Source organism: Lacibacter sp. MH-610 (assembly GCF_045780045.1).
Taxonomy (GTDB): Bacteria; Bacteroidota; Bacteroidia; order Chitinophagales; family Chitinophagaceae; genus Lacibacter.
Genome location: NZ_CP116002.1, coordinates 1947573 through 1961922 on the forward strand (window position 1 = coordinate 1947573; position 14350 = coordinate 1961922).

At 41.4% G+C, this 14350-nt stretch carries 11 protein-coding genes; 8 read left to right on the forward strand and 3 right to left on the reverse strand.

Annotated elements, in window-relative coordinates:
• The first annotated feature begins 4 nt into the window (after positions 1 to 4).
• From aroA to PDL71_RS08990, 3 genes are all read left to right on the forward strand, one after another.
• On the forward strand, positions 5 to 1312 hold the full coding sequence (gene aroA, locus PDL71_RS08980; protein ID WP_407528290.1) for a 3-phosphoshikimate 1-carboxyvinyltransferase: 1308 nt from the start codon (positions 5 to 7) through the stop codon (positions 1310 to 1312).
• A 23-nt stretch (positions 1313 to 1335) separates the two neighbouring features.
• Positions 1336 to 2817: a chorismate synthase gene (locus PDL71_RS08985; RefSeq protein ID WP_407528293.1), complete on the forward strand. Its 1482-nt coding sequence runs from the start codon at positions 1336 to 1338 to the stop codon at positions 2815 to 2817.
• Positions 2818 to 2897: 80 nt separating this feature from the next.
• A complete protein-coding gene (locus PDL71_RS08990) occupies positions 2898 to 3200 on the forward strand; it encodes a DUF952 domain-containing protein (protein WP_407528295.1) in 303 nt (100 codons plus the stop codon).
• On the opposite strand, the gene PDL71_RS08995 is transcribed toward PDL71_RS08990, so the two are convergent.
• Positions 3187 to 3870, reverse strand: coding sequence for a M15 family metallopeptidase (locus tag PDL71_RS08995; RefSeq protein WP_407528298.1), 684 nt, complete (start codon positions 3868 to 3870; stop codon positions 3187 to 3189). The genes PDL71_RS08990 and PDL71_RS08995 overlap by 14 nt on opposite strands.
• Before the next feature lie 111 nt (positions 3871 to 3981).
• Here PDL71_RS08995 and PDL71_RS09000 point away from each other — a divergent pair, with 111 nt between their 5' ends.
• The 3 genes from PDL71_RS09000 (at position 3982) to PDL71_RS09010 (ending at position 7533) form a co-directional block, all read left to right on the forward strand.
• Complete coding sequence (locus PDL71_RS09000; protein ID WP_407528301.1) at positions 3982 to 5688, forward strand: murein L,D-transpeptidase; 1707 nt, start codon at positions 3982 to 3984, stop codon at positions 5686 to 5688.
• 6 nt (positions 5689 to 5694) lie between these two features.
• Positions 5695 to 6117, forward strand: coding sequence for a septal ring lytic transglycosylase RlpA family protein (locus tag PDL71_RS09005; RefSeq protein WP_407528303.1), 423 nt, complete (start codon positions 5695 to 5697; stop codon positions 6115 to 6117).
• 84 nt (positions 6118 to 6201) lie between these two features.
• Positions 6202 to 7533 carry an OmpA family protein gene (locus PDL71_RS09010; protein ID WP_407528306.1) on the forward strand — a complete coding sequence of 444 codons (1332 nt, stop codon included), beginning with the start codon at positions 6202 to 6204 and terminating at the stop codon, positions 7531 to 7533.
• Positions 7534 to 7624: 91 nt separating this feature from the next.
• On the opposite strand, the gene PDL71_RS09015 is transcribed toward PDL71_RS09010, so the two are convergent.
• The gene (locus tag PDL71_RS09015; RefSeq protein WP_407528308.1) at positions 7625 to 10036 is read right to left on the reverse strand and encodes a transglycosylase domain-containing protein; all 2412 of its coding nucleotides are present in this window, start codon (positions 10034 to 10036) and stop codon (positions 7625 to 7627) included.
• 181 nt (positions 10037 to 10217) lie between these two features.
• Positions 10218 to 13271 carry a tetratricopeptide repeat protein gene (locus tag PDL71_RS09020; protein WP_407528311.1) on the reverse strand — a complete coding sequence of 1018 codons (3054 nt, stop codon included), beginning with the start codon at positions 13269 to 13271 and terminating at the stop codon, positions 10218 to 10220.
• 218 nt (positions 13272 to 13489) lie between these two features.
• Here PDL71_RS09020 and PDL71_RS09025 point away from each other — a divergent pair, with 218 nt between their 5' ends.
• Together PDL71_RS09025 and PDL71_RS09030 are read left to right on the forward strand one after the other, a co-directional pair.
• Positions 13490 to 13885 carry a hypothetical protein gene (locus PDL71_RS09025; RefSeq protein WP_407528314.1) on the forward strand — a complete coding sequence of 132 codons (396 nt, stop codon included), beginning with the start codon at positions 13490 to 13492 and terminating at the stop codon, positions 13883 to 13885.
• Positions 13886 to 13896: 11 nt separating this feature from the next.
• Entirely contained in the window at positions 13897 to 14337 is a 441-nt protein-coding gene (locus PDL71_RS09030) for a polymer-forming cytoskeletal protein (protein ID WP_407528317.1), read from the forward strand.
• Positions 14338 to 14350: the final 13 nt, after the last annotated feature.

Here is a 14350-nt window from a genome sequence, read left to right on the forward strand (position 1 = left end):
TAATATGAATGTAACAATAGCTCCTTCCACCTTATCAGGTATCATACAAAGCAATGCATCCAAAAGTTCCATGCAGCGTGCATGTGCAGCAGCCCTGGTTGCAAAAGGAACATGCATTATTAAAAATCCCGGCAACAGCAATGATGATAAGGCAGCCATGGATATTATTCAAAAGCTGGGAGCAAAACTGGAAATCGAAAATGAGAAGTTGAAAATTGAAAGTAAGGGTGTGCAGCCTTTATCTAATGAAATCAATTGTGGTGAAAGTGGTTTGAGCATCCGCATGTTTACACCACTGGTTGCGTTGAGTGATAAAGAAATTACGATTAATGGTTCCGGCAGTTTGGTTACAAGGCCTATGGATTTCTTTGATGAAATTTTGCCACTGTTGGGTGTACAAATAAAAAGTAGCGGAGGCAAGTTGCCTTTGGTGATTCAAGGTCCCATACAACCGGCAACTATTGAAATTGATGGTTCCTTAAGTTCCCAGTTTCTCACCGGGTTATTGTTAGCTTACGCAGCAAGCAATGCAAGTGATGTAGCAATCAAGGTCATCAATCTTAAAAGCAAACCCTATATTGATTTGACGCTGGATGTAATGAAGCAGTTTGGATTGAAAGTGCCGGAGAATAAAAATTATGAAGAGTTTTATTTCAGTAATTCGGATTTCGACTACGCTCAATCCTCCTACACCGCTTCTTCGACTACGCTCAGGGTCTATACCGTTGAAGGCGATTGGAGTGGTGCGGCATTCTTATTAGTTGCAGGAGCAGTTGCAGGTAACATTATTGTAAAAGGATTGGATGTATTTTCAACGCAGGCTGATAAAGCTGTGTTACAGGCCTTAATGGATTGCGGATGTAAATTGTCTGTACAGGCTGAGCAGATTGAAATTGGTAAAGCATCATTACAACCTTTTCACTTCAATGCCACCGAATGTCCTGATTTATTTCCGCCATTGGTTGCACTTGCAGCAAACTGCAATGGCAAATCCGTAATAGAAGGTACAAGCCGGTTAACACATAAAGAAAGCAACCGTGCTATTACTTTGCAGGAAGAATTTGCTAAGCTGGGTATTCAGATAGACTTGCAGGATGATTTAATGATTGTGCATGGCGGCACAGACATTAAAGCATCAACAGTGCATTCCCGTCACGACCATAGAATAGCCATGGCTTGTGCAGTTGCTGCATTAAATGCAACCGGCGAAGTGGTGATTGAAGAAGCAGAAGCCATCAACAAATCCTATCCTGATTTTTATGAGCATTTGAAATTGCTGGGCGCCAACGTATCTTTACCAATAACGAATTAACTTAATAACTCAATAACTGTTCAGTGAACTCATTCGGAAAATTATTTCGTGTACACATCTTTGGAGAATCGCATGGCGAAAGCGTGGGCATTGTGATTGACGGTTGCCCTGCAGGTTTATCCTTAACGGAAGATGATTTGCTTGCTGATTTAGAAAGAAGAAAAGGCGGCAAACAAAAAGGAACCACACCTCGGCAGGAAGCTGATTATCCCTTCTTCAAAAGCGGAATTTTCAATGGAAAAACAACCGGCTTTCCCATTACGATACTTTTTGAAAATAATAATACACGCAGCGAAGATTATAATAAACAAAGAAGCATTCCACGTCCCGGACATGCTGATTGGGTGGCGCATCAAAAATTTGGTGGCCATGAAGATTACAGAGGCGGCGGCCATTTCAGCGCACGTTTAACGACAGGATTGGTGGCAGCAGGAGCTATTGCAAAAAAGTTGATGAACCACCTCACCCCTAACCCCTCTCCAAAGGAGAGGGAAAATAAACCCTCCGATAATTTTGAATACGTAACCGATACAACAGGGAACTATCATTTCTTAAAAGATTTTGCAAAGGCAAACAGAAAAAATCCAACGTCTTCAGAAGAAGCTTTATGGAATGAAGTGAGAAACAGAAATATTGATGGCTATAAATTCAGAAGGCAACATCCTGTTGCAGGGTTTATTCCTGATTTTGTTTGTTTGGATGCAAAGCTGATTGTTGAAGTTGATGGTGAATATCACTCTAAAGAACAGCAACAGCAATATGATGAAGCAAGAACTCAATGGCTTAATGAACACAAATACAGACTTCTTCGGTTTTCAAATGAAGAAGTAATGGCTGATATTAATCTTGTTGTTAGAAAAATACGAGAAGCGCTTTCCGAAAATGTAGTTCAGTTAATTCAATCGGAGGCAGGCTCTCCTTCTCCTTTGGAGAGGGAGTTGGAGGGTGAGGTGGTAATTGCAGCACGTGTTACTGAAATCGGCGGCGAAACTGATTTGGAAAAAGGATTGCAAAGAGCCATTGATGCAAAAGATTCTGTTGGAGGTATTGTGGAGTGTCGTGTTTCAGGTGTGCCTGTTGGTTTGGGTGAGCCTTATTTTGAATCAGTAGAATCACTCATAGCACAAATGATGTTTACCATTCCTGCGGTACGTGGTGTGGAGTTTGGTACCGGTTTCCCGGCGGCCAAAATGTTTGGCAGTGAGCACAATGATGCTATTGAAGATATGAGCGGTAAAACAACTACCAATCATGCAGGAGGTATTGTAGGTGGTATTACTAACGGAAATGAAATTGTATTTCGCATTGCCATCAAACCTACTTCTTCCACTCCCAAAGAGCAAACAAGTTTGAATTGGGATACGGAGCAACAGGAAGCATTCAGCATCAAAGGTCGTCATGATTTATGTGTGGCACTTCGTGCACCTGTAATTGTAGAAGCAGCTACCGCTATTGTGTTAGCCGATTTAATGTTGCAGGAGCAACATATAAAAAGAGTTTTGTAACCAACAATAAATCTTTTCTCAACGGCGGTTGTGTCACTCACTTGTACATTCTTAATTCTATTCATCAAATCACCGATTGTATGCCCATCATCTATCATATCACAACTTCAGCAGCCTGGAACATTGCGCAACAAAATGGATTTTATGAAGCACCTTCTTTAAAAGACGAAGGATTCATTCATTGTTCACAAGATCATCAGGTAGCAGGAGTGCTGGAGCGTTACTATAAAAACCAAACTGATCTGGTAAAACTGGTAATTGATTCAGATAAACTCACCGGTAAATTTATTTTTGAGTGGAGCCCTTCAACGGCTGACACATTTCCACATGTGTACGGAGTAATCAATACGGAGGCAGTGATTGATGTTGTTAAAGTTGCTTAGTCAAACGATATAATTTCTCAAAACTAAAATCCAGTACTTCATAATTTCTATCGTTTGGCCAGCTGTAATGCCACCACTCGGTTTCAAATAATTTAAAACCATGTTTGAGCATTACGTCTTTCAATAACTTTCTGTTTTGCAAAACAGTTTCAGGTAAAGCTGTAAAAGTATGATGAGCCGTATCGGTAAAATTATCAAAGCCGGTACCCATATCCAGCTCTTTGCCAGTAGTCAAATCAATGATGGTTAAGTCAACAGCCAGGCCTCTGTTATGCCCGCTGCCTTTGGAGGGATTGGCTACGTAACGTTCATCTTTTATTAACTCCCAGAATTTTAAAGTAACAGAGTAGGGGCGGTATGCATCAAATATTTTCAAGCCTAATCCTTTTTGTGCAAGTTCTTTCTGCACGTTTGCTAAAGCATTAGCAGCAGGTAATCGCAGGAAAGTAACACTTGTAAAACGGGGATAGAGCGGTTGCTTTACAAAATTATCTTTGGTACTGTATCGTAAATCATAAACTATAGATGGGATTACTGATTTTAGTTCAATCATTCTTTTATTGCTGTCTGTTTTGCAGGTACTTTTATAAGTACCGGCTTGCCGTATCGTTGCTACCCCGTATTTACCGGTGTGTAACTCTTGAGCAGATACGGTAAATGGCAGAATCAAAAAAAAGCAGAACCTGATTCTTGCTATGTGCAACTGATTTACTATTTTGAATATCTGAAAAGCATCCATTACTTCCTGTGTTGGTGATGGCTGGATAAATGTAATACAAGCATGCGCTACCTTCCAAATATCAGTTATCGGCAGTTAATAACCCTGGTGGTATGGGTTGTTTTATTTACTGCATGTGATAATAATGTTGTACAGGAATCTGAAATTATAGAAGAACCTGAAAAAATGGAAGATGCTGTTGCCCGTAATCTCCGTTCTTTTTTAAACTATGCAACTGACCATGAAGGGAAGCTGGATGATTCACTGCAACTCCATTCCATTGCTTCAGTAAAAGAGTATTACAGTAATACTCAATACAAAAGTTTGTGGAGCCGCCAGGAGCAATTATTACCATTGGCAGATTCTCTGATACAATTGATTGAACAAGCAAGGCTCTATGGTTTGTTTCCGCAAAACTATCATCAGCAACCATTAAAGCAGCTGCAATACCTGTTTGCAAAAGATACAGCAGCACAAACTTCCAGGCGGGATGCGGTTTTGTGGACCCGTGCCGACCTTTTGCTTACGGATGCTTTTTTAACTATCGCCAGGCATTTACACAAGGGGCGTTTGCATACCGACAGCATTTATAAAAATTTTGATTCTACACTTGGCCCTTCTTTTTATCATGCATATCTCAACAAAGCATTTGAGCAGGGCAGGGTTGCAGATCTATTAACCCAGCTGGAACCGAGGCACAAAGCATACCATGAGCTAAAAGCTGCTATCGGCTCATTTCTGGATAGTGCTGATTTTACAAAGCAATACACTTATCTCTCATATCCCTATAAAGACTCAGTAAGTTTTGTGAAAGCATTGGTGAAAAGATTAAAAGAAGACGGTTACATAGATAGTTCTGTTACCCGGCTGGACTCTGCTGCTTTGGCTCAAGTACTTGTAAAAGTGCAAAAGCAAAGAAAGTTAACGGTGGATGGAAAGTTTGGAAACCAATTGGTGTCCTCCCTCAATAATTCTGATATTGAAAAGTTCAATCGTATAGCCATCAATCTTGATCGTTATAAACTGATGCCTGATACTTTGCCCCAGCGCTACATCTGGGTCAACCTTCCTTCTTATTATCTCCAGGTAATGGACACAGATACGGTTGTGTTTGAATCAAAAGTTGTGGTGGGTAAAACCAAAACAAGAACACCTCTCCTCAGCAGCCATATCAGTGATATGGTTACCTATCCGCAGTGGACGATTCCCAACAGCATTATTATTAAAGAAATTCTTCCGGCACTTCGCAAAAACCCCGGCTACCTGGCCCGAAAAGGGTATCACCTGGCCAAATGGGATGGAGAAATGGTGGATCCTTACACAGTAGACTGGACAAAATATACAAAGGGCATTCCCTATAAAATTTTTCAGGGCAGTGGTGACGATAATGCATTGGGCATTATGAAGTTTAATTTCCCCAATAAATATTCAGTTTACCTGCATGATACGAATCAGCGTTACTTGTTTAAAAACGACAACCGCTCTCTCAGTCATGGTTGCGTACGGGTGCAGGAGTGGGAAAAACTGGTTTGGTATATTTACGGGCTTGATAGTACTGGAGCTGTAAAAAACAATGCTAAAACGCTGCCATCAGACTCCATTCGCAGCTGGCTGGTGCGAAAAGAACGGCATGTTATCCCCGTTCGTACCAAACTTCCGGTTTATTTCCGTTATTTTACCGTTGGTGTTAAAAAAGGGAAGCTGGTTTTTTATGCTGATATCTACAATGAAGACCGGCTGGCGAGGGAAGCTTATTTTTCAAGTAAATAATACCAGATGCATCATACAAAAAGCATCTTACTTTTTTTTATTGCACTTGCTTGCTTCCTGCAAAACAGTTTTGCCCAGGATTCAGCAACGGTAAAGAAAACGACCGGGAAGGTTAAAGTGCAGTATGGTATTGCCAGTTTTTATTCCAATAAATTCAATGGGCGAAAAACAGCCAACGGAGAAATCTTCAGCCAGCAAAAGTTAACAGCCGCACACAATTCTTTACCGCTGGGTACTTATGTACGTGTTACCAATCTCCGCAATAAAAGAACCGTAATCGTAAAAATCAACGACCGTCTACATGCCCGTAACAAAAGATTAATAGACCTTACCCGGGCTGCCGCACAAAAGCTGGGTTTTATAAAGAGTGGATTAACAAGGGTTAAGATTGAAGTTTTAGGTAAAAAGCCCCCGGTAAATACTAAGTGAAGCAGGGCCCGCCAAAATTGTGGGTAAATAATTTCATGGGTACCGCCTGTAACTTTATTTTTGCCCCATCCAAAACATTCATTTATGAAAAGATTGTTGATTCTTATGTTAGTGCTGGCCGCAGTTTTGCCTGCTTCAGCACAAAATGACGACCGTAAAAAGCTGCCTCAGTTAGGGTTTCATTTTTCCGGTATTGATTTTCAAACTGCTACTGACTTTCGTGAGAAATCTGTTGCACAGGTTCTGAGATTAGGTAACTGGAAATCTTTAAATCGCTTAAACCCGGCGCTTACCCTCAGTTACACACAAGGTTTAAATAATAACCTTGACTTTATGGGACGTCTTACCGGTTCTTTTTTATCTTATCCTTTCCGTGATATTCCTAACGATGCAACAAATCGTTTTCATATTGAAGCCGATGCGAATGTAAACGTTAAGTTATTGCCTGACAATTTTGCTGTTGTGCCTTACCTCCAGGCTGGTGCCGGTATTGGAACTACCAATAATAAATTAGTTAGCTATATACCCCTTGGTGCCGGATTGCAGTTTAATCTATGGAATGATGCGTTCCTGCACCTCTCTACAAACTATCGTGTTCCTGTTAGTCGTTCAGCTAATTACAGCATTTTCCATTCATTGGGAATTACTTTCCCGGTAGCACAACGTAAAGTAGTTGCTCCTCCTCCACCTCCAACACCTCCACCGCCACCGGATCGTGATGGTGATGGAATCCTGGATGCAAATGATGCTTGTCCTGATGAAGCAGGAATTGCAGCCCTCAATGGATGCCCTGATAAAGACAAGGATGGAATTGCTGATAAAGATGATAAATGCGTGGATGTACCCGGTTTAGCTAAGTACCAAGGTTGTCCTATTCCTGACACAGACAAAGACGGCATTAACGACGAAAACGATAAATGTCCTACTGTTGCCGGTGTTGCCCGTTATGAAGGTTGTCCCATTCCTGATGGTGATGGAGATGGTATCAATGATGAGGAAGATAAATGCCCGGCTGTTCCCGGTGTAGCTTCAAATGGCGGATGCCCTGAAATTAAGGAAGAAGTAAAGCAGAAAGTGGAATACGCTGCCAAGAACATTTTCTTTAACACAGGTAGCGCCCAATTATTGAAAAAGTCTTTCAAACCATTGGATGAAGTAGTAACAATTCTCAACGAAAACCCAACACTTTTGCTGGATATTGAAGGCCACACTGATAATACCGGTAAACCTGAAAAGAACCAGGCCTTATCTGAGGCTCGTGCTAATGCAGTAAAAGCATACCTCACTTCAAAAGGTATTGATGCAGGTCGTTTAACTGCTGCCGGTTACGGTTCTGACCGCCCGGTTGCTGATAACAAAACAACTGCCGGCCGTGCTAAAAACCGCCGCAGTGAATTGAAGTTGCGCAGCTTCTAATAAAATTATTGCAGAATAAAATAAATCCCCCGTTACTCCGGGGGATTTTTATTATTAGTCTGTTTTGTTTACAAAGAATTTTAAGTTTAAACTATGCACCCGGACTTCCCGGTTTAGCTTCCGGTTTCTTCTTTTTAAAGAGGTTATTCAGGATGCCTTTCTTTTCTTTTTCGGGTTTCTTTTCTTCCGGTTTGGGTTCAGGTTTCTTTTCTTCCGGTTTGGCAGAGGGTTCTTTTTTAGCTTCCTGTAAAATTTTTTGTTCGTCTTTGCTCAGTTGGGATTCAGGTCCTATGTTTTGTTCGGGGCTGTACTGCATCTGGTCAAAATCTGAGGAAGTGCCGCTTCCTGCATCCGGGTTTTCTGCATCCGGTTCGTTTCTGTATTTCTCTGCAAAATTCTCGTAGTCCATAAAGGTTTCCACCTTCATACTTTCAGGTTGTACAAACACTGCATCTTTCGAAATGGCCAGCGTTTTATCATTCAGCACACTGCTCATAAAATAACCCCAGATAGGGAGGGCGGTTCGGTTACCTTCTCCCACCATTTTCAAAAAAGGATCATCACAACCTACCCAGCCGCCGGCCAGCAGTTGAGGTGTAAACCCAATAAACCAGGTATCCGTATTATCGTTGGTAGTTCCTGTTTTACCTGCAATTTCGTTGCTCAGGCCCATGCCACGTAAACGTCGTCCTGTACCAAAATCAACAACACCTTTCATCATCTTGGTCATAGTGTAAGCGCTGGCCTCACTCAATACCATTTTTTGTGCAGGTGCATAAGATTCCAGTATGTTTCCGTTTTTGTCTTCTATACGGCTGATAAAAATCGGTTCGGTACTCATACCATTCGTAGGAAACATACTGTAAGCCTGCAGCATTTCATACACACTTATTTCAGCCGCACCCAAGGCCAATGATGGGAATGGTTGCAGTTTGCTTTTGATGCCGGCAGTTTGAGCAAATGTTATCACCGGCTTCACACCAAATTGATTCATAAGATAAGCAGCACCGGGATTTTTAGAATAGGCCAGGCAAACCGCCATCGGCCCGCCACTACCTGTAATGATTTTGCCGCCCAGGTTGATAGGGCCGCTGGGTAATGGTGTTTCCGGGGTAAATCCATTTTCTACAGCATAGGCATATAAAATAGGCTTGAAAGTAGAACCCACCTGCCGCTTGGTATTTAAATTAACGTGATCGTATTTAAAGGTTTTAAAGTTTACACCACCAACCCATGCCTTTACTTCGCCGGTAAATGGATCCATTGCCATGAAACCTGTTTGAATGATCATCTTGTGATAACGTATAGAGTCAAACGGAGTCATGAGTGTATCTGTTTCCCTTTTGTTGTTCCAGGCAAATACCTTCATTCTTGTTTTGGTTTGAAACGATTTGCGGATATCTTCTTCCGCAATACCTTCAGCTTCCATATTCTTCCAGCGATCACTTTCCTTCATGCCACGCTCCAGAATTTTTTCATGTCCTTTCCAAATGCTGTTGGTTTTAATCCACGGAAGCGTCCAGTAGCTTTTTTGAAGCGCACTGAGGTGTTTAGCTACAGCCTCTTCTGCATACAACTGCATACGTGGGTTGATGGTAGTATAAATTTTTAAACCATCCTGGTAAATATTGTAGTTATCACCATTTGCTTTCTTATGTTCCTTGCACCATTTCTTCATATAATCCCGCACCACATCTCTGAAGTAAGGAGCAATACCTGTACTTTCATCCAGCTTTTTATAATTAAGGGGGATGGGTTCTGCTTTTATTTTTTCTGCTTCGGCTAATGCAATAAAATTGTTCTTCACCATTTGATCAATAACCACGTTCCGGCGCATTTGAGAGCGACGGGCATCCCTGCGGGGATTGTAAATGGTATTGCCTTTAAGCATACCAACTAAAACTGCGGCTTCATTAACCGTAAGAAGCGATGGTTCTTTTTGAAAAAATGTTCTGGAGGCGTTGCGGATGCCGTACACATTATCACCAAAGGGAACGGTGTTGAAATACAACGCAACAATTTCATCTTTGGTAAAGTTGCGTTCCAGCTTTACCGCTATGATCCATTCTTTCAGTTTCTGAAGAATGCGTTTTACTATGTTTTTTGTAGAGGCATTATCAGTAAAAAGATTTTTAGCTAACTGTTGCGTAATGGTACTTCCGCCACCATCAGAGCCCAGTTTACCAATAGCCCGTGCAAGAGCCCATCCATCAATACCTGAATGGGTGTAAAAACGCTCGTCTTCTGTTGCAATTAATGCATTAACGGCGTTTTTGGAAATGTCTTTAAATTCTACATTGCTGCGATCCTGCAGGTAAAATTTACCCATTACAGTACCATCGCTGGCAATTACTTCGCTGGCAAGCGAAGCAGAGGGGTTTTCCAACTCCTGCAATGAAGGCATTTTGCCGAATACACCGAAGTTGGCAAGCAATAATATGATTAAAAAGATACCTGCTCCAATAAAAAAGAAACGCCACAGTAATTGAACTGATTTTTTCATACAGTAAAAATATTTTATTTCAAGGCATTCGCATCCGGATAAAATGAGTGCCGGGTTCTGTTGATTCTTTTGCTTTTTTTCTGATTAATGGCAGTGCGTTTAACCAAAACGCAGCATTGAGCTGCAAATTCAATGCCCAACAAATCTAAAACAAATAAGGGTGGGGTAAAGCGAAGAAATCTTAAAATTTATCCTTGATATACTGACGGATAAACAGTTTGTATTCCTCCAGGTTTTTCCTGGTTTTCAGTAGTTCAAGATTCTGTTCTGAAATAACTAAAAACTGGTACTTGGCCGCAGGCAACCAGGGTACAATCTGTTTGGCATTGGCTTTTAATTCATCAAAATAACCCAGCACAGAAGCCACATCAGGGTAGGGGCCTAAATCCAGCCAGCTGTATTCTTCGGCTGCACCTTCGTAAATATTGATACGGATTGTTTCAGCAGCATGTGCTGAGTTGTTATAACGTTGAAATGCAATTTTAGATTCAGAAATATAAACCGGGTCCACTTTATCAAACACCATTAATACCACATAAGGTTCATTGGCATTATACACATAGGCCATTTCTACCTTGGTGTCTTTTAGTGGTTTAATACGGGTGCTGTCAACAGCAGGTTTATTGGTGATGGAAGGTTTAGGCGCTCCTTTATCTTTTGGATCAATTCCGGTTTTCTGTACAACTGGTTTTGGTTTTTCGATAGCGGTTACCTGTGCCGGTTTGTTTTGGATCACCACTTTTGTATCCGGCTGTTGTTTTACCTGTTGATCAGTTTTGTTCACCTTAGGACCTTCATCAAAAGGAATCACCACTTCATCATTTTCACGTACAATATTTGTTTTGGTGAGATAGTCTTCTATTTCTGCACGACGGAGCAGGACGTCTTTTAATATAGCTGCCTTTTCTGCCATAGCAGATCCGGCAAAATTCATTTGCAGTTCAGTAAGCGTATTGATGGCAGCACTGTCATTTCGTTGTCTTACAAAATAAAGTGCTTCTATGTACAGTAGCTGCGGAGTCCAGTAAGATTTACCGTATATGGAATCTGCTTTTGCTTTACGTGTCAATGCCTCTGTAAAATTGCCTTCTATAAAAAGAGTATAGATTTCCTCGTAGGTTCTGTTTTTAAGTTCTTCAGCTGCACTGGGCTTACCATTGGATGTAATCATTAACTCATACTGGCTGTCAGCAAACTTTTCTTTCAGCTTTGAATGGAAGAATTCAGATTTCTCCGGGTTGCCTGCTTTTTTATAGCAGTAGTATAACTCAAATAAAGTTTGTTCTTCCTGCGGATAGTTACTGAAGCGTTTCCAGATTTCTTCAAAAACAGCGGCTGCTTTTGTATAATCTTCTAACTGGTTTTTATAAATCTGGCCTTGTGTAAATAAAGCATCAAGAATCGCTGTGTTTGATTGCTTGAGTTTATCTTCCGTAAGCGGCAGTCGCTCTTTTAATCCTTCAATTGTTAAAGCCTGTTCTTCAGGATTGCTTCCTGTTTCTTCACCTGTTTTAGTTACGGATGGATTGCTGTTGTTAGCAGCAGGTTGATTGGCAATTAAAGCAACAGCTGATTCCCTGCGCCAATTGTCAACGTTTGGCCGTTTGCCCCATCTTGCTATAAACTCATTATACCCTTTGGATTTTTGTACCGCATTATTAAAATACCAGGCATTGCCGGAGCCGGTTGTAGCAAGCACCGGTTGATCATCAGTAAGTGTATTGCCGCCACCTGTTGATGTATAAGCAGCTTCCTCTTCTTTCAATCCACGTTGTTTTCTCAGTTTTTTCAGCAATGTTTTTAAATAAGCGTCCAGTTCTTTTTCCGGCATTTTGGCAATGGCTTGCAGACTGTCCTGTTGTTGTACTGTTTTTATATTCTTTACCAGTTCTTTTAAAATCGTTCTGCGCAGTTCCAGTTTTGCTGCCTGGTAAGCCAATGATTCATCCTGCAGGTTCAGGCTATCATAACAGGCGGCTGCATATTCATAATCAGCTTGCCCATAGGCAATAGTAGCCAGCTTCAGAAACGCTTTATTCTTAAGCGATGCGTGTTCAGTATTATAACGGTTACTTTTTTGATATAGGATTTTGGCACGGGCAGAGTCTTTTAACTGAAGGGCCATACCGCCTGCCGCATAAAACAGTACATCTTCATAGCCATCAAAGCGCTCTCTTTTGGACATTTTTTCAAGATCATTCAATGCTGTTTGCACTGAATTGCCTTCTTCATTCATCACCAGTTGCGATTCGTATATACGGGCATGAATGTAAAGAACGGGGTCGGTTGTATTGGACTTGGCTTTATTGAACCATCGGGAAGCTGCTTCCGGTTGTTTCAACACAGAATATAATTGACCCAGGAGGTATTGCCATCGGGCCAACTCCGTTTTGTTTTCTGCATTCACTAATGCCTTTTCAAGGTAAAAAGCAGTGCTGTCCCATATTCCCTGTTGATAGAACACATAGGCATTTACTTCATCCAGTTGGGTGTGCAGGCGTTTGGGAAACTGAGGATCGCTACGCAGCAGTTTGGTTAAACTCAATGCTTCAGCATATAAACTGTCTTCGGCATAAGTTTTAGCCAGCCAGAAAAGGGCTTCGTTACGGCTGGGTGGTTGGGAAAAGGCTCTATGTACAAGGTTCTTATTTTCTTTAGTGGCAATTTTCAGTTGACCATTTGCCGCATTTTCATTGGCACCAACTACAATGATGTATTCATCTTTTCCTTTGGGGAAATAATTGTAATTAATGAACTGAAAGATGCGGTGGGCACTGTCAAACTTTCGCCAGTAGAAATAACTCTTGCCGATCAGCTGGTAAAGATTATCTACATAACTGTTACGGGTATCATGCAGTACAATACCAGCCGTGGCTTTGTATAAAATGCTGTCCAGTTCAGCCGAGTCGCCTGCAGTTATTTGTGTAGAGAAATTATAAAACGGTAACAGTTCTGTATAATCATCCTTGTGTGCCAGTTTGGCCCGTTCTACAATTTCATTGATTTTACGATTGGCATTATAATAGTAGTTGTAATGCGTTATCATGCCCTGGAACAGGCGGCGGGGGAGTGTAAATTTTTTGGCATCTGTTCTTTCTGCCCCCAGTTCTTTATTACGGTATTTTTCGGGTTTGTTGAGGGGAAGGGTAAAATCAGGTTGGGCCGACGCCGAAAAACAGCTCAGAAGCAGCAGAAAAAATATCCATTTTGGCTGTAACACAAGGGCTTGATGCATCGGGCACCGGTGATTTTTACTATTAACTCAATTCGGCCAAAAATATTTTAATTCATGGGGACTATTATATTTTTTTTGCCACATAGAACTCCCAAACTAAATATTCAATGTTACAGGAGGCTGAATGAACATTTATTTTGGCTCAATTAAGTATAAAATCAAGAAAGATTTTCACATTCAACACTGATTAACCCTTAAATTCGACATTCGCATCCAGTATGGCACGATTATTTGACCCGAACAGTACGCTTAAAAGGCTCCGCAACCGCTACCGCCTGGTTATCATGAATGATGATACCTACGAGGAAGTGGTAACCTTTAAACTGAGCCGTTTAAGTGTGTATATAACCTTCAGTACCATGTTTGTACTGCTGGTAGGTTTAACGGTGGCATTGATAACCTTTACCAACCTTAAATACTACCTGCCCGGTTATGGTACACAAAGCCAGCGGAAGGAACTGATTTTATACAAAACAAAGATTGATTCATTAGAAAGAGCAATGCAGTATAAAGACCAATATCTTGACAACTTGAAAAAGGTATTAAGCGGTGAAATGAAAGCCCTTGATACAGCAACCCTTGAAATACCTCAAGTAGAAAAATCAACGAACTAAACTGAAACCATATGTTTACCAACAAAAGTAACGGAACCGCTAAAGAAGGTTCTACAGGGCTTGCCACCATTATTGCTCCGGGTACGGAAATCACAGGAAACATAGACAGCAAAGGCGACATCAGGGTAGATGGAGTGCTTAACGGTAATATCTCTACAACCGGCAAAGTCATTATCGGCACCGCCGGAAAAGTAAAAGGCGATGTGCAGGCCAATACCGCCGACGTTTTGGGCCAGGTAAATGGCAACGTAACCGTAACTGAACTGCTCTACCTGAAAGGCGAGTGTGAAGTGAACGGTAACATTTATACCGGGCAATTGCAGGTAGATGCTGCTGCCAGGTTTAACGGTGAATGCCATATGGGTGCTGCCGCTGTGGCTAAAAGCACCGCAACGGCCAGCGTGGTAGCTATCAAAAATGAACCCGTGCATGCCGTAGCCAACGATCTGTAACTTAGCTACTGGT